The following is a 23,372-nucleotide window of genomic DNA, read 5'->3' as shown; positions in this document are numbered from 1 at the left end:
TTCGAATAGATTAACACAATAACAAGTAACCAAATTAACAATTAACCGAATAAACTTTAAAATATGAAAGTTACCATTGTAGGAGCAGGAAATGTAGGAGCGACATGTGCGGATGTGATTTCTTATAGAGGAATTGCCAGTGAAGTAGTATTATTGGATATTAGAGAAGGTTTTGCTGAAGGTAAAGCATTAGATATCATGCAATGCGCTACTAATACAGGTTTTAATACCAAAGTATCAGGCGTTACCAATGATTATTCTAAAACAGCAGGAAGTGATGTAGTTGTAATTACATCAGGAATTCCAAGAAAACCAGGAATGACTCGTGAAGAATTAATAGGGATTAATGCAGGAATTGTGAAAACGGTTGCTGAAAATGTATTGAAACATTCACCGGATACTATTATAGTGGTAGTTTCTAATCCCATGGACACGATGACATATTTAGCATTGAAATCTACGGGATTGCCAAAAAATAGAATTATTGGTATGGGTGGAGCGTTAGACAGTTCTCGTTTCAGAACATATTTGTCTTTAGCTTTAGACAAACCCGCTAATGATATTTCAGCTATGGTTATCGGTGGGCATGGTGATACAACTATGATTCCTTTGACAAGACTGGCTTCTTATAACGGAATTCCAGTTTCTCAATTTTTATCGGAAGAAGAATTGCAAAAAGTAGCTGCAGATACTATGGTTGGTGGAGCTACACTTACAGGACTTCTTGGAACATCGGCTTGGTATGCTCCTGGAGCTTCTGTTGCTTTTTTAGTAGACAGTATTTTGAATGACCAAAAGAAAATGATTGCATGTTCTGTTTTCGTTGAAGGCGAATATGGTCAAAATGATATCTGTATTGGTGTTCCATGTATTATTGGTAAAAATGGAGTAGAAGAAATTCTTGACATTAAACTAAATGATGCTGAAAAAGCATTATTTGCTAAAAGTGCAGATGCTGTCAGACAAATGAATGACGCTTTAAAATCGATTTTGGTATAAAAATTTACATATAAAAAAGAGAAGACTGCATCATTGCAGTCTTTTTCTTGAGATTAATCTATAAATAAATTGGTTAATCTTAACGTTAATTATATATTTGCTCGGTTTAAAAAAAATGAGGTAGCTCGAAATATTCTTTTTTAATGTTAAAAATGAATGTAAAGTGTTATTATATAAGGTTTAAAGCAAAAATAAATAAATAAAAAATAATTAATTTTTAGTAATAATGCAGAATAAAGGACTTATTAAATTTTTCGCAATTCTATTTGCATTGGTAAGTATTTACCAACTTTCTTTCACTTTTGTCGCAAGTAAAGTAAAAAGCGATGCTAAATCTTTTGCTGGTGGAAATCCTGAAAAAGAAGCAAAATATTTAGATTCAATCGGTAAAGAGAAAGTATTTAATCTTGGTTTTACCAATTTTACTTTTAATGAAGTAAGTGATAAGCAAATCAACAAAGGTCTTGACTTAGAAGGTGGTATCAATGTTATACTTCAAATATCTGTAAAAGATATTTTAAAAGGATTATCTAATAATTCTAAAAACCCAGTTTTCAATAAGTCTTTGGCTGATGCTTCTGCAGATTTACAAGGGAATAAATCATATTTAGATAAGTTTTTTGATGCTTTTGAAGCAAATTCAAAAGGTACTGTAAAATTAGCTTCTCCTGATATTTTCGCTAACAGAAGTTTGCAAGGTGAAGGTGGGGTTGATTTTCAAATGACGGATGCACAAGTAAAAAAGGTTATCTCCAGAAAAGTAGATGAGTCTGTAGAAAGTGCTTTTGGAGTATTAAGAAAACGTATCGATCAATTTGGTGTAACGCAACCTAATATTCAAAAATTAGGAAATTCAGGTCAGATTCTTGTTGAACTTCCTGGTGCAAAAGATGTGGATCGTGCTAAAAAATTATTGTCAAGCACAGCTCAATTGCAGTTTTGGGAAACGTACAAAATTGAAGAAATTGGTAATTTTTTAATGGCTGCTAATGAGTCATTGAAAAAAACAGAAATCAAAATTACTGAAGTAAAACCAGTTGTAAAAGATTCTTTGAGTGCTTTACTTACGGATGCTAAAGATTCAACTGCTACTAAAAAAGGAGAAAATCCTTTATTTGATAAAATTATTGGTCAAGGTGGAGGTCCAGTTTTGGGACTTTTCTCTCCAAAAGATACTGCTGTTGTAAACGGATATTTGAAAAGAGCTGATATTAGAATTTTATTAGCAGGTGACCAACGTTATGCAAAGTTTGTTTGGGGTAAACCAATGATAATTAAAGATGCTAAAGCAAAAGATATTGATGCTGTAGAATTATACGCTTTAAAAGGAAACAGAGACAATGTGCCTTCAATGAGTGGTGGAGTGGTTACGGATGCAAGCGATACATTTGATCAATCAGGTAAACCAGCTGTTTCTATGCAAATGAACGGTCAAGGTGCAAAAGCTTGGGAAGAATTAACTGGTAGAGCATATACTCAAAAAAGTAATATTGCTATTGTTCTTGATGATGTGGTTTATTCGGCGCCAGGAGTTTCTAGCGGACCAATTTCTGGTGGTAGATCTGAAATTTCGGGAGCTTTTGATGTTACAGAAACTAAAGATTTAGCGAATGTTTTAAGAGCGGGTAAACTTCCTGCTGCAGCGGATATTGTTCAATCAGAAGTGGTTGGGCCATCCTTAGGTCAAGAAGCAATTGATAATGGTACTAACTCCGCTTTAATAGGATTGCTTTTAGTGTCACTTTGGATGATGATCTATTATGGTAAAGCAGGTTGGTATGCGAATGTTGCACTAGCGGTTAATTTACTGTTCTTGTTCGGAATTTTAGCAAGTATCGGAGCAGTTCTTACATTGCCAGGTATTGCCGGTATCGTTTTAACAATGGGAACAGCAGTTGATGCAAATATCATTATTTATGAAAGAGCAAAAGAAGAATTACGTGCTGGTAAAACACTTGAAGAAGCTATTAAAACTTCGTACAGTTGGAGAGGTGCAATGTCATCAATTACTGATGCTAACGTAACGCATATTTTAACTGGAGCTGTATTGTTTATTTTTGGTTCAGGACCAATTAAAGGTTTTGCTACTACATTATTGATTGGTATCGTAACGTCATTATTTACTTCAATCTTTATTGCAAGAATCTTCATTGATTGGAACATAAGCAAAAAGAATAATTTGACGTTTGTTACAAATTTCTCTAAGAATATGTTTAATAACTTTCATTTTGATTTCTTAGGAATGAAAAAATGGACGTATTTATTCTCAAGTATAGTAGTTGTTATAAGTGTTATCTCTTTAGCAACAAACGGACTTGATGAAGGAGTTGATTTTGTAGGAGGAAGAACATTCCAAGTACGTTTTGAAAAACCAATTGAAACAGAAGCTGTAAAAGCAGAATTAGCTAAAGTTTTTGATGGTAGTGCTGAAGTGAAAGTTTTTGGTAGCGATAACCAATTAAAAATTACAACAAAATTCAAAGTTCAAGAGCCAGGAATTAAAGCAGATGAAGAAGTGAATAAATTGTTGTTTGCTACTTTAAAACAACATTTTTCAGCAGATATGACGTATGATAAATTTGTAAATTCTTATGATGGTAAAAAATTAGGTATTTTACAAGCCTCAAAAGTGGGCCCAACTGTAGCGGAAGATATTAAGACTAATGCATATTGGGCTGTTCTTGGAGCAATGGCTATTGTGTTTTTATACTTAATGATCAGTTACAGAAAATGGCAATATAGTTTAGGTGCGATTGCAGCAATTGCGCATGATGTTATTTTTGTTTTGGGTATTTACTCTTTGTGCTACAAATTTATGCCTTTTGGAATGGAAATCGATCAGCACTTTATCGCTGCGATTCTAACCGTTATCGGGTATTCTATGAATGATACTGTTATTGTATTTGACAGGGTTCGTGAGTATTTAGCCGGAAAAACTAAAGGTACTTTTGCTGAAATTGTAAACCAATCTATTAATACAACAATGTCAAGAACAATTAATACGTCATTGACAATGATTGTGGTTTTATTAATCATGTTTGTTTTTGGTGGGGAATCTATCAGAGGATTTATATTTGCTATGTTGGTAGGTATCATCGTAGGAACATATTCTTCACTGTTTATTGCAACTCCGGTTTTGGTAGACACTATCTCGAAAGTAGATAAAAATAAAGTAGAAAAAGCGCATTTAGAAGAGTAAATCTTTTCTATATATTTTAAAAAGAGATTCAACGAAAGTTGAATCTCTTTTTTTTTCCCTGCAATCCAATGTGAGTTTTTATTTGTAATTTAACAGTTGATAACAAAGAGTTTTAGAGTTTTAAATCTAAATGTATGTATAAGAAAGTACTTCTTATTGTAGTTGCTATTTTTGGTTCAATTCCATTCTATGCGCAAGACAAGCACAGTAAATTTGAATTTGGTTTTGCATACGGATTGGGAAATGAATTTAAGAATAGAAATTACACCTATACGAATGAGTATTTCAAGGTGCAATTATTTTATAAAGTAAAATCAACTAGGAACTTTAGTTATGAGTTTTTACTTCAGCCCGAACTTAATTTCGCCATGCATCAATTAACAAATTTGTATTTTATTGAGCCTGATGATCCGGATTATTTGGATAAACGGGAGCGATTTACAAAGCTGAAGAATATTAGAGACTATGTACTAAATATTGGTTTTCTTATGAGGAAACCGGTCCTTAAATCATGCAGTGTCTATGTTTTTGGGAGTGTTGGACCAATGATTACCGATACCGAAACAGAACGTTTATCCAAAGGTTTTGCCTTCTCAGATGTTTTAGCTTTAGGGTTTACTTTCAAATATAATAAAGTAACTTTTGATGTAAGACCAAATATTCGTCATGTGTCAAATGCAGGATTGCAAAAAACTAATTCGGGTTACAACACTAAAAATATTGATTTTGGGATTTCAATCCCGCTATAAAAAAAGCGTTACCTACTGGATTTAGATAACGCTTTTTGTATAAGTGCTTATTTTTTTTTAATTAGTTAGTTCTTTGTCGGCTGTGAAAATGAAATACAATCCTATCAGAATAAATGGAATACTAAGCCATTGTCCTGTTGAAAACAAGCCTAAAGCGCTTTCAAATCCTCCTTGACTTTCCTTAACAGATTCTACGATAAAACGAACCGTAAACAGAAGAACAAGGAATGAACCAAAAATAAATCCGGTATATTTTCTTTTTTCTGTTTTCCAATACATGAAAAACAAAATAGCAAAAACGAAAACATAGCTAAATGCTTCATACAATTGCGTTGGATGTCTTACAGGGACTTGCTCCAACAAAGCGGCAAATTTAGGATCTGTTGCAATAGCTGTGTAAGCATCTTTAGGATTCGCTATTTGAGTTGCATTTACAGCGTCCATCGGGCTAAAATGATCTTTTATGAATTTTATTCCAAAGCGAGATGTTGTTTCATGTCCAATAATTTCCGAATTGAAAAAGTTACCTAATCTCACGAAAATTGCGCCGCTTGCTACAGGAATAACTACGCGGTCTAATATCCATAATTGTGGTCTTTTTAACACGTTTTTACTGTAAAAATACATGGCAATAATAATCGAAATTGCAGCTCCATGACTGGCTAGACCTTGATATCCTGTGAATTCAAAACTTGGACTGAATCTAAACGGTAAAATGATTTCCAATAAATGATTACGGTAATATTCCCAATCGTAGAAAAAAACATGACCTAAACGCGCACCAATCAATGTTGCTAGTACCGTCCAGATAAACAAAGAGTCCAATTTTTCTATCGATTCTCCTTCTCTTTCGAAAATGTTTTTCATGATGTACCAGCCTAATCCAAAAGCAATTACAAACATTAAGCTGTAATATCGAATGATAAAAAAGCCTAAATCAATTCCTTCTGATGGATTCCAAACGATGTTTAAAGCGTGTGTCATATATTGTTTATTTTTTATTTGTCGTAAAAATAGAGATTAAAAGTAAAATTCGTACTAAAAAAGCTAATCTTTATGAGTGCATGTTTTTTTTGGAACCGGATCGTAGCCTGTCCTTCCCCAAGGATTACAACTTATAATTCGTTTTATTCCTAAAAACCCTCCGTAAAACAAGCCGTGAATCCGTAAGGCTTCAATCATGTAAGAGGAGCAAGTCGGCTCAAAACGACAAGCGGAAGGTGTAAATGGTGATATCGCAATCTGATAAAAGCGAACTAATAGTACAAAAGGAAATATGAGCATTTTAGAAATCATATTTTATTAGTTTCTATTTGAAATGTTGCGCTGATCATTAAAAATGGATTGCTCAACACTAAATACTAAATGTTGTTCCTTCTTTGCTATCTTTTAATTGAATTCCTAAAGCAATTAATTGATCTCTAATTTGATCAGACAAGGCAAAGTTCTTGTTATCTCTGGCCTGTTTTCTCATTTCAATAAGCATATTCACCGTTCCTTCTAATTTATCGTTATTGCTGTCCGAAACTTTTTCATCTTCCAATCCTAAAACATCAAAAACAAAAGCATGCATTGCTTTTGCAAAATTGTTTAAGTCATCGGAATTCAAAGCCTCTTTTGCATCCTTTAATAAATTGACAAACCGTACGCCTTCAAACAACTGTGCAATTAAAATTGGCGTGTTAAAATCGTCATTCATCGCCTCATAGCAGGATTGTTTCCATGCAGAAATATCAATCGTGCTTTTTGTGTCAGCAGTGATTTCTTTTAAGGAGTTCATCGCTTCCATCAATCGTTTGTATCCTTTTTCGGCAGCAACAATGGCATCGTCAGAAAAATCTAGAATACTTCTGTAATGCGCCTGTAACATGAAAAATCGTGCAACTGATGCGGAGAAAGCTTTACTCAAAATCGTATTCTCTCCAGTCAATATTTCTCTTGGCAAAATATTATTTCCAGTAGATTTCGCCATCTTTTTTCCGTTCAAAGTCAGCATATTGGCGTGTAACCAATAGTTAACTGGAGTTTGACCGGTACAGGCTTCGTTTTGTGCAATTTCGCACTCATGATGCGGAAATTTTAAATCCATTCCACCACCGTGAATGTCAAAATGATTACCTAAATATTTAGTGCTCATTGCAGTACATTCTAAGTGCCATCCCGGGAATCCATCGCTCCAAGGCGAAGGCCAACGCATTATATGTTGCGCTTCCGCTTTTTTCCAAAGTGCAAAATCCTGTGAATTTCTCTTGTCACTTTGTCCGTCAAGATCACGGGTATTGGTAAGCATATCCTCAATATTACGACCACTTAATCGTCCGTAATGATTGGTTTCATTAAATTTTACCACATCAAAATAAACCGATCCATTGGCTTCATAACCAATTCCTTTTTCAATAATAGTTTTGATTATTTCAATTTGCTCAATGATATGACCCGTTGCCGTTGGTTCAATACTTGGTGGCAAAAAGTTAAATTCATTCAAAATATCATGAAAATCTACAGTGTAGCGCTGTACGACTTCCATCGGTTCCAGTTGCTCCAGACGTGCTTTTTTGGCAATTTTATCTTCGCCTTCATCCACATCATCCACAATATGACCTACATCAGTAATGTTTCGAACATAACGCACTTTGTAATCCAAATGTAAAAAATACCTGAAAATCACGTCAAAAGACATAAAAGTACGCACGTTTCCAAGATGCACATTACTGTAAACCGTTGGCCCACACACATACATCCCAACATTTCCTTCATGAATGGGTGCGAAAGTTTCTTTTTCTCCCGAAAGAGAATTGTATATTTTTAGATTTTGGCTACTATATAATGGCATTGTAGATTATTGTTTTCCCCACCCCAGCCCTCCCCAAAGGGAAGGGAGTTGAGACGTGAATGTGTTATTAATAATTGTTATAATCTTGTTCTGATTTTACCAGACCAGGCTCCCTTTCCTTTGGAGAGGGTCGGGGAGAGGACTAGAACTTTGTCTCTAATTTAATATAATCCAAAAACTCTCTGCGAGTTACGGCATCTCTAAATTTTCCACCAAATTCTGATGTTACAGTGCTACTTTCAATATCACTGATTCCTCTTGAATTCACACATAGGTGTTTGGCATCGATTACGCAAGCTACATCTTCTGTACCCAAAGCGATTTGTAATTCCTGAACAATTTGCATCGTTAAACGCTCTTGTACCTGAGGTCTTTTGGCATAATATTCAACAATACGGTTCATTTTAGACAAGCCAATAACTGTTCCATTAGAAATATAAGCCACATGCGCTCTTCCTATAATGGGTAATAAATGATGTTCACAGGTAGAATACACGATGATGTTTTTTTCAACTAACATTTCACCGTATTTGTAATTGTTGTCAAATGTGGAAGCTTTTGGTTTTTTTGCAGGATTCAAACCTCCAAAAATTTCCTTCACAAACATTTTAGCAACACGATTGGGTGTGCCTTTTAAACTATCATCGGTCAAGTCCATTCCAAGTGTGATTAGAATGCTCTCAACATCTTTTTTTATTTTTTCAATTTTCTCATCATCAGAAATGTCAAAAGCATCATCTCTTACTGGGTTTTTTGCGGATAAACTAATATGATTGTCTCCTATTTCGTCTTGAAATTCTTCGTTTTTTATCATTAAAAGCAACTATTATTGTTGGTATAAACATTTAAGCGGTAAAGATAAATAATAAAAATTAAAGAATTTCTATCGCTCCTACTATTTAAGACTACTTTATTGGTTCTACGGGCTATTTATATTTCTTTTTTGACCTAAAAAATAAAGGCAATAACGAGTTCGTTATTGCCTTTTATAAAATCCTTCCGTATTGCTCAATGAGTAAATCTAAAGTATACTTTAATTACGCCTTTGTTTGGGCTGCATTATAAACAGGAATTGCTGCTTTTAGTATGCGTACCGCGCTAATTAAGTCCTGTTTCTTTAATACATAAGCGATCCGAACCTGATTTAATCCCATCCCAGGTGTAGAGTAAAAACCGGCTGCTGGTGCTACCATTACAGTTTCACCATTCAAGTCATAACTTTCTAGAAGCCATTGTGCAAATGCATCAGCATTTTCCACCGGAAGTTGTGCGATACAATAAAAAGCACCTTTTGGTTTGCTTACAATAACGCCATCTATTTTATTTAACTCTTCAATCAAAGTGTCTCTGCGATCTCTGTATTCTGAAATTACTTCATCAAAATAACTTTGTGGAGTGTCCAAAGCGGCTTCGCTTGCTATTTGTTCAATGGTTGGCGGGCTTAATCTTGCTTGTGCAAATTTCATTGCAGTAGCCATCACTTCCTTATTTTTAGAAACAATACATCCTATTCTTGCGCCACACATGCTGTATCTTTTTGAAACAGAATCAATCATGATAGCATGTTCTTCAAGTCCAGGAACATTCATCACAGAGTAATGTACATCACCATCGTAAGTGAATTCACGGTATACTTCATCAGAGATTAAAAACAAATCATGTTTTTTGACTAACGCAGCCAGTTTCATAATTTCTTCTTTCGAATATAAATAACCCGTTGGATTTCCTGGATTGCAAATTAGGATTGCTTTTGTTTTTGGAGTAATCAGTTTTTCAAAATCTTCTACTGCAGGAAGAGCAAAACCGGCTTCAATGGTTGAAATTACAGGAACTACGGAAACACCTGAAGCGGTAGAAAATCCATTATAATTTGCATAAAAAGGTTCTGGAATGATAATTTCATCGCCCTGATCCATCGTGCTACCCATGGCAAACATAAGCGCTTCTGAACCGCCAGTAGTAATAATAATGTCTTCGATATTTACTGAAATATCTTGATTGATGTAATAAGCCGATAATTTTTTTCTGTAACTTTCGTTTCCGGCAGAATGACTGTATTCTAATATAGTTAAATCAATATTTTTAACAGCATTCATCGCAACTTCGGGAGTCTTTATATCCGGTTGCCCAATGTTTAAATGGTATACTTTATTTCCTTTTTTCTTAGCAATTTCTGAGTAGGGAACCAATTTTCGTATTGGCGATTCTGGCATTTGTCTGCCTTTGTTTGATATTTTTGGCATAGTCTTAATTATTGAATTGCAAATTTGCAATTTTTTTTCCGAATTTATTATAATCAAAAGCGGTATATATTGTTAAATCTGCATTTTGATGTGATTTATTTATTAATTTTATGGAAAAGTAAAATGATGAAAAAACCACTTTTTTTATTTTCCATTTGTATGTTCGTTTCTGTAGTTTTTGCGCAGCAAGGATTTCAGTTTGAAAAAGAAGTGAATAAGGTCAGCATGCCATTTAAATTGATAAATAATTTGGTTTTTGTGCCTATCAAAGTCAATGGCATTGAACTTAATTTTTTGTTAGATACTGGTGTTGCTGAAACTATATTATTCAGTTTGGAAGATAAAAAAGAAGTCCGTTTTTTTAACGCTGAAAAAATATTATTAAAAGGTTTGGGAAGCCAAGTCGCTGTTGAAGGATTAAAATCTACTAATAATATTTTGGAATTTGGTAGTTTGAAAAATAAGAATCACATGCTCTATATTGTTTTAGACCCAGATTTTAATTTGTCTTCTAATATTGGGATTCCTGTAAACGGCATTATTGGGTATCAATTTTTCCGAAATAATTTAGTCGAAATTGATTACCAGAAAAGGAAAGTTTTTGTTTATAAAGACACAGCTAAAAACAGATCTAAATTTGAAAAAAAGTTTACCGCTGTTCCTATTGCTATCGAAAAATCCAAACCATACTTGATAAGCACTATCTATCAGGATAATCGCAATGTCGAAGTCAAATTGTTAATAGACATTGGCAATAGTGATGCAGTTTGGTTGTTTCCTGATAAATCAGAGTTTATTAAAATTCCAGAGAAAAACTTTGATGATTTTTTAGGCAAGGGATTTAGCGGTGATGTCGAAGGTAAAAGAGGCAGGATACAAAAATTTGAGATGGCAGATTTTGAATTTATAAATCCCGTGGTGGCTTTTCCAGACTCAATTTCGATTAGAAATGTAACCATGGTTCCGTACCGAATGGGTTCAGTAGGCGGAGAGATTATGAAACGATTTATTGTAGTGTTCAATTACCAAAATCAACAAATGTATCTGAAAAAGAACAGAGATTACAAGGCTCCATTTAGCTATAATAAAAGTGGTGTCGAAATACAACACAATGGTCTGCAGTGGGTTCAGGAAACTGTCCGTATGCAAACGGTTCCGCTGAGCACTAAATACAATGATGAGGGTGGAGTCACCATTAGTACTGATTTTAAATATAAATTTCAATTAAAGCCTATTTATGAAATAGCACATGTCCGCAAAAATTCGCCAGCGGCCATAGCTGGATTACAAAAAGGGGACATAATTATTTCCATTAACAACAACACTCCGTACAAATATTCATTGCAGGAAATCAATTCTCTTTTTAAGTCAGTAGAGGATAAGTGGATTACTTTAGAAGTCGAACGTGAAAGTGAAATTTTAAAATTCAGCTTTCAATTGTTTGATGTTTTATAATCAAAAAAGCTTCTGAATGATTTTTCAGAAGCTTTTAGTTTAATTTTATGATGTATTAATTAGAAATTACTTCTCCTTTTATTTTTAGAGCAACTCTACCAGCTTCATAATTCACTGCATTTGACTCAACAGTTATCGTTTTTCTGATTGGTCCGGGAGCCATGTTGTATTTTACAGTTATTTTTCCTGTTTTTCCAGGCATAATTGGTTCATCTGGTTTTGTAGGAACTGTACAACCGCATGTAGAAAGTACATTAGTAATAATTAATGGAGCATTACCTGTATTTGTAAAGATAAAATCACGAGAGCCATTTTCTGATTTAGTAACTTTTCCGTAATCAATCGTGTTGTCTTTGGCTGCAAACTCAATTTTAGGGCCATTTTGAGCAAAACCAATGCTGCTGATTAATGCGAATGCGAATAAAGCTATTGTTTTTTTCATTTTGTAATTTTTAAATTCAGTAAAGTAAATATACTTTGTTTTAATTAACGTACAAATTTTTATTTCTCTTTTTATAGTCTACTTAATTATTTACTTTTGTTCCAGATTACAATTACAAATATCAGACCAAAGTCAAAAAAGGTTATTTGTTGGTTTGGTTATTCGTTTAACGGAACCAACAAGCAATACAATTTAACGATTAAATGATCCACAATAAAATGACAATTCCTGCACAATTCGACGCTAAAACAATTGAGAATAAATGGTATGACTACTGGATGAAAAATAATTATTTTCATTCGGAGCCGGATCATAGAACACCATATACCATTGTGATTCCACCTCCAAATGTTACTGGGGTTTTGCACATGGGTCACATGTTGAACAATACAATTCAAGATGTGTTAATTAGAAGAGCACGTCTTAAAGGTTTCAACGCATGCTGGGTTCCGGGAACGGATCACGCCTCAATAGCTACTGAAGCAAAAGTGGTAGCCAAATTAAAAGCAGAAGGAATCAATAAAAATGATTTGACTCGCGAAGAATTTTTGGCGCATGCCTGGGAATGGACAGATAAATACGGTGGTGTAATTTTAGATCAATTAAAAAAGCTGGGAGCTTCTTGTGACTGGGAACGAACTAAGTTTACGATGGATCCTGATATGTCAGCGTCGGTAATTCGTTCTTTTGTAGATTTATACAACAAAGGACTGATTTATAGAGGATACCGAATGGTAAACTGGGATCCCGAAGCGAAAACTACTTTATCATACGAAGAAGTAATTTACGAAGAACAACAAGGAAAATTGTATTTCCTAAAATATAAAATTGAAGGAAGTGAAGATTTCCTTACGATTGCAACAACGCGTCCCGAAACTATTTTTGGAGATACCGCGATTTGTATTAATCCAAATGACGAACGTTTTGCTCATTTGAAAGGGAAAAAAGCGATTGTCCCTATTTGCGGAAGAGTAATTCCAATTATTGAAGATGAATATGTTGATATCGAATTTGGAACAGGATGTTTGAAAGTAACTCCTGCTCACGATATGAATGACAAAGCATTAGGGGAGAAGCACAATTTGGAGATTATTGATATTTTCAACGAAGATGCGACTTTAAATAGTTTTGGATTGCAGTATCAAGGAAAAGATCGTTTTGTGGTTCGTGAAGCAATTGCCAAAGAATTAGAAACGATTGGTGCTTTAGCAAAAACAGAAATTCACCTAAACAAAGTGGGTACTTCGGAAAGAACAAAAGCGGTAATCGAGCCTCGTTTGTCTGACCAATGGTTTTTGAAAATGGAAGATTTGGTAAAACCGGCAATTAAATCGGTATTAGAAGATGGTGAAATCAAATTGCATCCTGCTCGTTTTAATAATACGTATGCGCATTGGTTAAACAATATCCGCGACTGGAATATTTCCCGTCAATTATGGTGGGGACAACAAATTCCGGCTTATTTCTATGGCGATGGAAAAGAGGATTTTGTAGTAGCTGAATCTATTGAAGAAGCTTTAGTTTTAGCTAAAGAAAAAACCAAAAACTTACAACTTACAACTTCTGACTTGAAACAAGATGTTGATGCCTTAGATACTTGGTTTTCTTCTTGGTTGTGGCCAATGTCTGTTTTTGGGGGAATTATGGATCCAGAAAGCGAAGATTTTAAATACTATTATCCAACGAATGATTTAGTAACGGGTCCGGATATTTTGTTTTTCTGGGTGGCGAGAATGATTATTGCAGGATATGAATACACCGGTAAAAAACCATTTACAAATGTGTATTTAACTGGTTTGGTTCGGGACAAACAAAGACGCAAAATGTCTAAATCATTAGGGAATTCTCCGGATCCTTTAGACTTAATTGAAAAATTTGGTGCCGATGGTGTTCGTGTGGGATTGCTTTTGAGCGCTTCTGCAGGGAATGACATTATGTTTGATGAAGAATTGTGCAACCAAGGAAAAGCGTTTACTAATAAAATATGGAATGCTTTCAAACTGATAAAAGGTTGGGAAGTTTCGGATGCTATTCCACAACCGGAATCATCGAAAGTAGCGATTGAATGGTACGAAGCCAAATTGCAACAAACACTTTTGGAAATCGAAGATAATTTTGAAAAATATAGAATTTCCGATGCGTTGATGGGAATTTATAAATTGGTTTGGGATGATTTCTGTTCTTGGTTTTTGGAAATGATAAAGCCGGCATACCAACAGCCAATTGACAGCGTAACTTTGGCGAAAGCCATAGAAATGCTCGAAAATAACTTGAAATTATTGCATCCTTTTATGCCGTTTTTGACAGAGGAAATTTGGCAAATTCTTGCCGAAAGAACTATAGAAGAAGCGTTAATTGTTTCAACTTGGCCGGAAATGAAAACATTTAACGCAGCTTTGATTGCTGATTTTGACAATACAATTGAAGTAATCTCTGGGATAAGAACGATTCGTAAAGACAAAAATATTCCTTTCAAAGACACTATCGAACTGAAAGTAGTAAACAACGATAAAGCTTCCACTTATTTTGATTCGGTTGTGACCAAATTAGGGAACATCACTTCATTAGAATATGTTTCGGATAAAGTAGACGGAGCATTGTCTTTCCGTGTAAAATCGAATGAATATTTCATCCCAATAACTGGAAACATTGACGTAGAAGCGGAAATTGCTAAACTTAAGACGGAATTAATTTACACGCAAGGTTTCTTGAAATCCGTTCAAAATAAATTAGCAAATGAGAAATTTGTAGCTGGTGCGCCGGAGAAAGTATTGGCAAACGAAAGACAAAAAGAAGCAGATGCTTTGGCAAAAATTGAAACTATCGAACACAGTTTGGCGGGTTTGAAATAACCGTTCAATCTTTTAGAAATATAGAATCCCATCTACTGTAAAAAAGGAGATGGGATTTTTAATTAAAAAATCCAAAGTTTTTCTGCTTTTCAAAAAAATGAAAGAAGCAGAAAAACTTTGGATCAAATACAACCTAAGTAAGGTTTTAGAATTTATATTTCAAGCTTGTCAATACTTGACGTGGAGCAATTGGATTTACACTGTAATTTTCGTGTACCGTGTAATTCAACTCATTTGTCACATTAGATAATTTGCATAATATGGAGAATTTTTTCCATTCATAACCTGCTGAAAAATCAATTGTTGTATATCCTTCTAATGGAATGTCACGGTCTTCAATGGTCACAGTATATGTTTTTGGAGTAGTTACAGGTTTGTTTTCTGTCCATACATAACGGTCATTCCAACCTCCTGTGCGGTCACCAATATAGTTCCCGATGGCTCCAAAAGTAAGCCCTTTTAATGTCCCGCTAGGCAATTTGTAGAAAAAACTCAAATTGGCTGTATGCTTTGGCGTTCTTGCTAAAATGTCTCCTACTACAAGACTTCCGCTTGTCCCTGATGATTTAGAAATTTTGGTTTCGTTAAAGCTATATCCTGCAATGATGTTCAAACCTAGTGTTGGTTTTGCAGTAACATCTATTTCAATTCCTTTTCCTTTTGTTCCCCCTACCAGTTCTTTTAAGTTAGTATTTACATTAGGTGTTACACCATCAGCCGCAAACAAAACAGTTTGAGCTAAATTATTGTTTGAGATTTGATATGCTGTTACATTGGTACTCAAAATACCTTTCCAAAAATCTTTTTTGATACCCACCTCGAATTGATCTATTATAGAAGGATCTAAAGGTTGCAAATCTACCGTTGTTCCGCTATTAGGAGTAAATGAGTTGGAGTAACTGGCGAACAAAGACAAATCTTTGTTTGGTTGAATTACCAGTCCTGCTTTTGGAGAATAAGCTCTGTTCAAAGTTTTAGTTCCAGTTGTAGCAGTTGCATTTTCAAGAGTTGTTGTAATGGTGTCAACTCCATTCACTTTCCCTATTACTTCTTTGGAGGTTGTGACCTCACTTTCTTGCCATGACCAACGGAGTCCCGCCAAAACCTTTACATAATCAGTAATCGAAATTAAATCTTGTGCATATACTCCAAAACGTTGTGTATCTGTAGTAGCAAGTTGGGTTCTTCTAGTTGAATAGGGCGCGGTAAGGCTTTGTGTGCTGTAATCATAATTGAATAGATTTATGGCAGTTGCTTCAGTAGTTAAAGCAGTTGTACCATTTGGAGTTGCATAAAAGCCAAAAGTATAACTTGGTGCCATAGAATTTTCATAGTCAACTCCTGTAAATATTTGGTGTTTGATGCTTCCTGTGTTGAAGGTTCCTTGTAAACTCAATTGATCTCCAAATATTTTTTCAGAAGCATCAGCTTGTGTCAAGCCACGTTTCCAATTCCCGTTGACATCAATCGAGCTTAACTGTGCAGTCGATTTTTGAGTTCTGTTGTAAGACTGAAAAGAAGAATTAAAACTTAATTTCCAGTTGTTGTTGAAATCATGATTGACCAATACTGAAGCACTGGATGATTTTGTTTTACCAGTTGACCATAGCGCTCCATAATACGTGTTTCGGGGCAAATCTAAAATTGTTTTACCAATGATTCCAGTCCCAAAATCAGGAGTCCAATCGGCACTTAAATAGTCACCTTGTACCGTAATTTGAGTTTTATCGCTTACATTAAAAAGGAATGAAGGATTTACATAAATACGCTCATTTTTGACATAATCTCTAAAGCTTTCTGAGTTTTCGTAAGAAGCATTAAATCGATAAGCGATATGTTTATTCAAAGGGCCGTAAAAATCAATCGATGGTTTGTAGTAGGAATAACTACCTGCTTGCATTGTAATTTCTCCACCGCTCTTGAAAGAAGGGGTTTTAGTAACCAAATTTAAAATTCCACCCGGAGCAACGTTTCCATACAATAAGGCAGAACCACCTTTAAGAAATTCCACTTTTTCTAAACCTGAAACTTCCGGTATAGAACCTGCATTATAACGGAAACCATTTTTAAACATATTGTTGGCTGACATATCATATCCTCTTGAGAAAAATGATTCCTGAGCGCCACCACGTGCGGAACCTACATAAATACCATTGGCATTTTTGATAACTTCACTTAGGCGAATGGCTTGTTGTTGCTCGATTATTTCAGCTCCAATAACCTGAACACTTTGCGGAGTGTCCATTGGTTTTAATCCTGATCTTAATGCTGAAACTGCCTTTTTCTCTTTGTTGGCTGTGATAACAACTTCTTTAAGTACTCCTCCTTTTTTGTTTTTTATGGTATCCGTTATGGATTCGAAAGGATCTTCAAAATTTTTATCGTCAGATGTATTCACTGATTCTTGTGCTAAACAAGTCAAACTAAATAAAAGTGTTAATGTGGGAAGGAAAATATATTTCATGAGTGTTTATTTGGAATAATTAAAAATAACGATGCAAATATAAAACCCAAGTTTGGTTTGACAAAACTTATTTAGATTAAATATTAATAATATTTTGTTTTTTATTTAACTAATTATAGTTTAGCTATTTGTGTTTGTTTATAATAGCATTTTTTAAAATAACAGATGCTTTTTTAGGCCTTTGTCTAGTGTTTTTTGGTTGTTTTGACTTCTAGATTGTGAAAATTCTTCTCCAAAAAGACTATGAATATCTTTTATGTTAATTTTTGTTAAAGGAGTAATCCAAATAGGAGCGTTGTGTGTTACCGTTTTTATGCTACAGATTTTTGATAGTAAACTTTGATTTTTGAAATTTATATCAAAGAGGCAGTATTGGAATTAACCTGTCCTGACCACAAATAGGAAGTTTATCTTTGTGGAGCTAGTATTTAATTTTGGAAATTTATGCTAGGATGAATTAAAGTCGTGCCTTAAATTTCTTGATTCGGAAGTATTTTGATTTCACCACTTTTCCATCATCCGTAATCATGATGCAGCTATAATCAGCGTATTTTTTGAGTAAAAGAAGTCCAGCTGTTTTTCCTAAAACCATTAATGAAGTACTCAAACCGTTTGCAGTTTCAGCATTTGGTCCAAAAACCGTCACGCTACACAAACCCGTTGCAGGATAACCTGTTGCCGGATTAATTATATGTGAATACCGTTTGCCATTAAAAACAACAAATTTCTCATAGCTACCAGAAGTAGTTACCGCGTCTTGTTCTAATGGAACAACTGCAACGAGTTTTTCAGGATGAAAGGGATTCGTAATTCCAATATTCCAAGGTTTCCCGTTAGGTTGCTTTCCCCACGTACTCATATCGCCTGAGCCGTTTATAATTCCGGCTTTGATGCCTTTTGCAAGCATCATATCACGACATTCATCGGTGGCATAACCTTCGCCTAAGGCGCCAAAACCAATTTTCATCCCTTTTAGTTTCAGAAAAATGGTGGATTGAACACTATCCAAGATTATATTTTTATAACCCACTTTTTCAACTGATTTTTTAATGACTTCCGCCGAAGGCATTGCTGTCATGGAACCATCAAATTTCCAGATTTTATCCATTGCCGCAAAGCTAATATCGAAACCTCCATTCGTCATTTCAGAAAACCGAATCGCTCTTTGCGTTAATTCAAAAACTTCTTTATCCACTTTCACTGGCCGAATACCTGAATTTTGGTTCACTTCTGATACCTGCGAATCCGATTTCCAATCAGAAATTAAATTTTCTATTCGTGTAATTTCAGCAATAACAGTATCAATATTTTTTTCTGCAGATACCGAATCGTTTGCAACAATGGTAATGTCAAATCGACCGCCCATAAGTAAGGTGGTTCTTTTTCGTAAGACTTGGCTGTGGCTTGTGAAAGCGCAAATTAGTAAAAGGAGAAACAGGAATTGGAATTTCATAATAAAAGTATCAGTAGTAATTGCGAGGAACGAAGCAATCGCACTAGCATAAGCATATAAGTTGAGCAACTAATGTGATTGCTTCGTTCCTCGCAATGACAAAATAACATAATTCCACTAATAACAATCCGTCAGCACTTGTCCATTAGCTTTATAGTCAGCAATTGCTTTTCCAGTTTTATCAAGACAAAGTGTATCAAGAACAGCTTCTACATCCTTTTGCATTGCAAGCGAACCGCAAATCATTACAACGCCTCCTTGTGTTAGTAAATCTGTGAAAAAATCAGCGTCACGTTTAATCAAATCCATAACATAATTATGGTTCGCTTCACGGGATAAAGCTACATAAAAACTTTTAAGTTGATGTTTCTGAATCTTTTCAGCAGCAAATTTTTCATATCCTAAAACAGTTTCAGTTGCTTTACGAAAGCCACAATACAGATGAATTTCGGTTTTTTTCTTGTTTTGTTCCATCATTCCCAGGAACGGAGCAATTCCTGTTCCATTTGAAATCAGCGCTACTTTAGAGGCTTTTTTCGGGAAATGAAAAGTCTGGTTCTTAATAATTCGTGCTTTAAAAACAGAACCCGGTTCTACAGTATATAAATAGCCCGAACCCAACCCAGAAGGATGTAATTTCACGACTAATTGTATATTTCCATTATGGTTTCCGATAGAGTAGAGGCGCTCTTGGTTGTCGTTTGCTGGATAAATAGCCAATAGGTCACCCGAAGTAAATTTAGTGCTTCTGTTAGTGCGTAAGGTCATTAAAAAGGTATGTTCCGTATCAGAAATAAGTGTTTTATTAAGTACTGTCATTTTTTCCAAATCTTTCGGAACTTCATTATAAAGTAATGGAGTCGTCGAAAGTGGAATTCCTGTTTTGGTACTCCATAATTTCACCCATCCTACAAATTCTTCGGCTGATTTGTCGTTTACGGTTTGTAATTCTAAAAAACGTTCCGCCCAATTTTGTTTTGCCAATAGGGCATCAATTTCCTGTGCATAACCACAAAAATCAGGATACGCTTGAGAACCAAATCCTACCACCGAAACATTGATTTTTTGCTTTTGTTCCGTTTTGTTGATGAGCGAAATAAATTTGCTCGCATTAGATGGCGCATCACCTAATCCGTGGGTCGAAGTAAATATGATAAGATGCTCTGCTTTTGGGTAAACCGAATAATTATTCAGTTCAGTAAGGAAGACTTTTTCTCCATGGGCAAGCAATTGTTTTTGAATCGCATTGGCAAATAGTAGCGTGCTTCCATTTTCGGAACCTACTAGTAAAATGAAGGTGCTTTCTTGAGCTTTATATTTGTTTTTAATGCGACTCGCTCTTCGTTTTAATGTCATGGCAAAACCCGAGTAGATAAAAAAGAGAATGTTTAAACTCGCTATTCCTAAAATTATCGCCCATAAAATACTTGCTCTCCCAATATGTAAATCAAGACTCAAATTTGATGCTAAAGTTTGCAGTGGAAAAGGAGTTTCACTTACAATTGCACCGGAAACCTGATTAACTTCTATTTCTCGGTCTTTTAATGTAATTATATAATATTCTTCGGGGTCATCCGAAAATGGGAATTCAATTTTTTGAACATCAGTGAGAAGCGTGTTTTTTAAAACTGAAGTAGCAGTGCTTTTTTTTGAAATAGGTGTGCTTGCAGCCATTTCGGTTTTTTCTTCAGAATCTGTTTTTTCAAGGAAAAAATTAAACTTTTCCAAGGTCAAATACGTTCCGGAAAGTGCAATAATCAGAATCGGAATTAGCGATAATCGTCCTAAAAAAATGTGGTAATATTGAGCGAAATTTTCTTTCACAATTTTAGAAAATAAACTGCGAAGGCTTCTTTGGCGGTTGAGTATCAAAGCAAAACCCGAAATGGAAATCAACACTAACAAAAAGGAAATAAAGCCCACAATAAAACGCCCGGTTTCTTTAAGGAATAAGGAACGATGGAGCGCTGTGGTCCATTGGATAAATTCACCTTTTTTGATGGGTGTTCCTAGTATTTTTCCAGTTCTTGCGTCAATATAGGCATTGACATCATTGTCTTCCTGGTCGATACCTTGCAGGGTTACAAATTGATTGTGGTTTACACTCAATTCGGTTAATTCAGGATAGGTTTTGCGTAACATTGGCAAAGTTTCTCCTAGGGTTATTTTATCGAAATTTTCTACTTTATATGGCGGTGTTTTTTCTTGTATGACATCGACTGCGAGGATGACACCAGATACGGATGCCAAAACTAAAAATGCAGCAGAAAATACAGCCAAAGCCAAGTGTGAGTAACGCCAAAAAGAAAGAGTCATTTGTAATAAATTTTAACATATAAGTCATATAAGTTTTACGTTTTGTAAAAGCTTATATGACTTATTTGGTTTAATGAAAAAGCTGTTTATTTATATTTTGTTTAATCTCACGTAGCGAATATAGTTTTTACCTTCTGTTTTTGCTGCAATTCCTTCAGTTGTCAGTGGAATTTCTAAATCAGTGTTGTAATATTTATGATCTTCAACTGCAGTTTCAAAACGCAATCTAAATCCTTTGTTGATTTTAGCATCTTCAATTTCTATTGTGGTGATGCTGCGGTCGCCACCGGTTACTGAAGCACCCGTTTTGGCACTGATATTTTCAGGTTTTTTAGAATAGAATTTATGCCATTCTTTAAGGGTTTTGTACCATTTTTTGTCATCTCCCATTACGTATAATGTTTTTACATATTCGCCTTTAGCGTTTACAAGTGAAACTACAATATAAGCGCCTTCTCCCATGTAGTTTGACATTTGAAGCATGCATTTGTATTTACTGGTTTGCGCTGTCGCTTGAAAGGACAAAAGGAATAGGAACGTTATAGATAAACTAATTTTTAGGATTGATTTCATAGGAGATAATATTTGTTTTTTAAGGAATATGGTAGCGCCATTGTTTATTATAGTTTGTGATTTAGTATCACGGCGATTTCATACTATTATTTTAAAAATTCTAGCGCTATTTTGTTAGTTGTTAACGACTCGTTTTCTTTGGCTAAAGCATACGCACTTTCGTCAAAATCAGTGGTAATTTCTTTTTTTGCACCTATAGATACTAAGTATTTCAAGATAGCATCGTCTTTTGAAATCATAGCTGCTTTGTGCAACGCTGTTAAGCCATCTTTGTTTTTGGCATTGATATCGATGTTTAAAGCAGCGATTTTTTTCAATAAAGCCAAATCGTTTTTAATTACAGCAAAATGATACAATGTATTTCCGTCTTTTTGAGGAGTAGCCAAGTTTAAACCTTTATCCTGAAGTAATTTTATTTTGGCTTCAAAAGGATCTTGAGTCGTTGCCTCTGGTCCGCGACCTGATGGTCTATAAGATTGAATCAGGTAATATCCTAAATTGTTTCCGTCTTTGTCCAATACTTTTGCATCAGCTCCTTTGTTTAAAAGTACTGTTATAGCCTCAGGAACTCCTGCTTTTACAGCCATTGTCAGTGCTGATTCTCCTTTTAAATTTTGAACATTGTTGTTTTTTACTATTGGTAATAGCAGTTCTAATACTGCAATATCCCTAGCTGAAGCTGCAGCCATTAATGCCGTATTTCCCTCGTTATTAGCTTTATTAGCATCTACGCCTTTGGACAAAAAGTAAGTAATGATTTCAGATTGGTTGGCTTTGCTTGCCAATAAATGAAGCACCGTTTCACCAGATTTGCTTGTAGCAGTTGGTTTGATTTTTAAATCTTCAACTAAGTATTTGTAGGTTTCAAGAGGAGTCACATCTCTACGGGAACCTTGTGCTGCAAACAGCAGTGCATTGTCAGTAGCTTTTACTCCTTTTTCTAACAGGGATTTCAATAATGGTAGGTTGCCTGATTTCGCAGCATAATCAAAAGCAGTATTTCCATCACTATCAGTGTCCTTAATTGACATTCCTTTGGTGGTGAAATAGTTTGAAAGCGTTAGGTTTTTGTCGGATGAAATCGCCATTAATAATAGGTTTACACCGTCTTTGTATTTTTTCTTTGGATCAGTTCCAGCTTTAAAAAAGGCATCATACAGTGCGGTATTGCTTTGACCTCCAACTGCCGCAAAAGTTAGCGGAGTCTCTCCTTTGCTGTCTTCTAGATTAAGATTTGAGCCTTTGCTGATAAGGTATTCTACAATTGCTACATTTCCCTTATTGGCGGCCCAGTGTAAATAAATACGATTGTCGTGTGTCAATTTGCTGACTTCATTCCCGTGTTGCTCCAGTAGGAATTGTATGGTTGCTGCAGGTGCATCATTATTAATAGCCATAACAGTTACATCAAAAGCATTTGGAGTAGAGGCTGAAGGACTGTTTCCCTTCGCTATTTCAGCTTTTACAGCATTTACATCCGGATTTGTTTTCCAAAAAGATTGCTCCAAAAGTGTATTTTTTTGCTGCGCACTCACAAATAAAGTGGCAATTAAGGCAAAAGAGATGAAAAGATTCTTTTTCATAAATTTTTTATAAGGGTTCTTATTATTGTAAAGAAAATTATTTTAAGTTATTTAGAATAAATAAAAATAACACAAATGTAAAAATAAATAGTATAATTCCAATTATTATGGGCTCAATTATCTGGAAATATTTAATGAATTATAATGTTTGTATTTTGATCTTTCTCTCGATGATTTGAAAAGGTATATTTTAATTCCCACTACTTTAGAT

16 protein-coding genes are annotated in these 23,372 nt (G+C 34.7%); 5 read left to right on the top strand and 11 right to left on the bottom strand.

All coding sequences use genetic code 11. The features are described 5' to 3' along the window. Nucleotides 1-63 precede the first annotated feature (63 nt). The 3 genes from mdh to DR980_RS01830 all read left to right on the top strand — a co-directional run bounded on the left by mdh (nt 64) and on the right by DR980_RS01830 (nt 4,947). Nucleotides 64-999: a malate dehydrogenase gene (gene mdh / locus DR980_RS01840; RefSeq protein ID WP_073353918.1), complete on the top strand. Its 936-nt coding sequence runs from the start codon at nt 64-66 to the stop codon at nt 997-999. Nucleotides 1,000-1,225: 226 nt separating this feature from the next. Beyond that, on the top strand, nt 1,226-4,198 hold the full coding sequence (gene secDF, locus DR980_RS01835) for a protein translocase subunit SecDF (protein WP_113633542.1): 2,973 nt from the start codon (nt 1,226-1,228) through the stop codon (nt 4,196-4,198). Nucleotides 4,199-4,332: 134 nt separating this feature from the next. After that, nucleotides 4,333-4,947, top strand: coding sequence for an acyloxyacyl hydrolase (locus DR980_RS01830; protein WP_113633541.1), 615 nt, complete (start codon nt 4,333-4,335; stop codon nt 4,945-4,947). A 57-nt stretch (nt 4,948-5,004) separates the two neighbouring features. Here DR980_RS01830 and lgt read toward each other — a convergent pair whose 3' ends face one another. The 5 genes from lgt to DR980_RS01805 form a co-directional block, all read right to left on the bottom strand. Then, nucleotides 5,005-5,931 carry a prolipoprotein diacylglyceryl transferase gene (gene lgt, locus DR980_RS01825; protein ID WP_113633540.1) on the bottom strand — a complete coding sequence of 309 codons (927 nt, stop codon included), beginning with the start codon at nt 5,929-5,931 and terminating at the stop codon, nt 5,005-5,007. A 63-nt stretch (nt 5,932-5,994) separates the two neighbouring features. Further along, nucleotides 5,995-6,243, bottom strand: coding sequence for a membrane protein insertion efficiency factor YidD (yidD, locus tag DR980_RS01820; protein WP_113633539.1), 249 nt, complete (start codon nt 6,241-6,243; stop codon nt 5,995-5,997). A 58-nt stretch (nt 6,244-6,301) separates the two neighbouring features. Next, nucleotides 6,302-7,780 (bottom strand): cysteine--tRNA ligase, encoded by a 1,479-nt coding sequence (gene cysS / locus DR980_RS01815; RefSeq protein WP_113633538.1) that lies wholly within the window; start codon nt 7,778-7,780, stop codon nt 6,302-6,304. A 142-nt stretch (nt 7,781-7,922) separates the two neighbouring features. Then, entirely contained in the window at nt 7,923-8,594 is a 672-nt protein-coding gene (gene folE / locus DR980_RS01810) for a GTP cyclohydrolase I FolE (protein ID WP_113633537.1), read from the bottom strand. Nucleotides 8,595-8,817: 223 nt separating this feature from the next. Further along, a complete protein-coding gene (locus DR980_RS01805) occupies nt 8,818-10,023 on the bottom strand; it encodes a pyridoxal phosphate-dependent aminotransferase (RefSeq protein ID WP_113633536.1) in 1,206 nt (401 codons plus the stop codon). Between the two features lie 123 nt (nt 10,024-10,146). On the opposite strand from DR980_RS01805, the gene DR980_RS01800 reads away from it, so the two are divergent. Then, the gene (locus DR980_RS01800; RefSeq protein WP_244199237.1) at nt 10,147-11,478 is read left to right on the top strand and encodes a retropepsin-like aspartic protease; all 1,332 of its coding nucleotides are present in this window, start codon (nt 10,147-10,149) and stop codon (nt 11,476-11,478) included. Between the two features lie 55 nt (nt 11,479-11,533). On the opposite strand, the gene DR980_RS01795 is transcribed toward DR980_RS01800, so the two are convergent. Next, on the bottom strand, nt 11,534-11,920 hold the full coding sequence (locus DR980_RS01795; RefSeq protein ID WP_113633535.1) for a DUF1573 domain-containing protein: 387 nt from the start codon (nt 11,918-11,920) through the stop codon (nt 11,534-11,536). 218 nt (nt 11,921-12,138) lie between these two features. Here DR980_RS01795 and DR980_RS01790 point away from each other — a divergent pair, with 218 nt between their 5' ends. Continuing rightward, on the top strand, nt 12,139-14,772 hold the full coding sequence (locus DR980_RS01790; RefSeq protein ID WP_113633642.1) for a valine--tRNA ligase: 2,634 nt from the start codon (nt 12,139-12,141) through the stop codon (nt 14,770-14,772). Nucleotides 14,773-14,917: 145 nt separating this feature from the next. Here the strand turns inward: DR980_RS01790 and DR980_RS01785 are convergent, their stop codons facing one another. The 5 genes from DR980_RS01785 to DR980_RS01765 form a co-directional block, all read right to left on the bottom strand. Beyond that, nucleotides 14,918-17,236, bottom strand: a complete 2,319-nt coding sequence (locus DR980_RS01785) for a TonB-dependent siderophore receptor (protein ID WP_113633534.1) — start codon at nt 17,234-17,236, stop codon at nt 14,918-14,920. A gap of 457 nt (nt 17,237-17,693) precedes the next feature. Further along, nucleotides 17,694-18,689, bottom strand: coding sequence for an FAD:protein FMN transferase (locus DR980_RS01780; protein ID WP_113633641.1), 996 nt, complete (start codon nt 18,687-18,689; stop codon nt 17,694-17,696). 117 nt (nt 18,690-18,806) lie between these two features. Further along, nucleotides 18,807-21,005, bottom strand: a complete 2,199-nt coding sequence (locus DR980_RS01775) for a PepSY domain-containing protein (RefSeq protein ID WP_113633533.1) — start codon at nt 21,003-21,005, stop codon at nt 18,807-18,809. 90 nt (nt 21,006-21,095) lie between these two features. Continuing rightward, entirely contained in the window at nt 21,096-21,578 is a 483-nt protein-coding gene (locus tag DR980_RS01770) for a DUF2271 domain-containing protein (RefSeq protein ID WP_113633532.1), read from the bottom strand. Nucleotides 21,579-21,664: 86 nt separating this feature from the next. After that, nucleotides 21,665-23,161 carry an ankyrin repeat domain-containing protein gene (locus DR980_RS01765; RefSeq protein ID WP_113633531.1) on the bottom strand — a complete coding sequence of 499 codons (1,497 nt, stop codon included), beginning with the start codon at nt 23,159-23,161 and terminating at the stop codon, nt 21,665-21,667. Nucleotides 23,162-23,372: the final 211 nt, after the last annotated feature.

Origin of the sequence: Flavobacterium psychrolimnae, assembly GCF_003312425.1 — a bacterium.
GTDB lineage: Bacteria > Bacteroidota > Bacteroidia > Flavobacteriales > Flavobacteriaceae > Flavobacterium > Flavobacterium psychrolimnae.
This window is presented reverse-complemented; position numbering and strand designations above follow the sequence as displayed.

Bases quoted from the DNA above. Each gene is read 5' to 3' on its own strand.
- mdh (WP_073353918.1), top strand. From the start codon at position 64: ATGAAAGTTACCATTGTAGGAGCAGGAAATGTAGGAGCGACATGTGCG.
- secDF (WP_113633542.1), top strand. From the start codon at position 1,226: ATGCAGAATAAAGGACTTATTAAATTTTTCGCAATTCTATTTGCATTG.
- DR980_RS01830 (WP_113633541.1), top strand. From the start codon at position 4,333: ATGTATAAGAAAGTACTTCTTATTGTAGTTGCTATTTTTGGTTCAATT.
- lgt (WP_113633540.1), bottom strand. From the start codon at position 5,931: ATGACACACGCTTTAAACATCGTTTGGAATCCATCAGAAGGAATTGAT.
- yidD (WP_113633539.1), bottom strand. From the start codon at position 6,243: ATGATTTCTAAAATGCTCATATTTCCTTTTGTACTATTAGTTCGCTTT.
- cysS (WP_113633538.1), bottom strand. From the start codon at position 7,780: ATGCCATTATATAGTAGCCAAAATCTAAAAATATACAATTCTCTTTCG.
- folE (WP_113633537.1), bottom strand. From the start codon at position 8,594: ATGATAAAAAACGAAGAATTTCAAGACGAAATAGGAGACAATCATATT.
- DR980_RS01805 (WP_113633536.1), bottom strand. From the start codon at position 10,023: ATGCCAAAAATATCAAACAAAGGCAGACAAATGCCAGAATCGCCAATA.
- DR980_RS01800 (WP_244199237.1), top strand. From the start codon at position 10,147: ATGATGAAAAAACCACTTTTTTTATTTTCCATTTGTATGTTCGTTTCT.
- DR980_RS01795 (WP_113633535.1), bottom strand. From the start codon at position 11,920: ATGAAAAAAACAATAGCTTTATTCGCATTCGCATTAATCAGCAGCATT.
- DR980_RS01790 (WP_113633642.1), top strand. From the start codon at position 12,139: ATGACAATTCCTGCACAATTCGACGCTAAAACAATTGAGAATAAATGG.
- DR980_RS01785 (WP_113633534.1), bottom strand. From the start codon at position 17,236: ATGAAATATATTTTCCTTCCCACATTAACACTTTTATTTAGTTTGACT.
- DR980_RS01780 (WP_113633641.1), bottom strand. From the start codon at position 18,689: ATGAAATTCCAATTCCTGTTTCTCCTTTTACTAATTTGCGCTTTCACA.
- DR980_RS01775 (WP_113633533.1), bottom strand. From the start codon at position 21,005: ATGACTCTTTCTTTTTGGCGTTACTCACACTTGGCTTTGGCTGTATTT.
- DR980_RS01770 (WP_113633532.1), bottom strand. From the start codon at position 21,578: ATGAAATCAATCCTAAAAATTAGTTTATCTATAACGTTCCTATTCCTT.
- DR980_RS01765 (WP_113633531.1), bottom strand. From the start codon at position 23,161: ATGAAAAAGAATCTTTTCATCTCTTTTGCCTTAATTGCCACTTTATTT.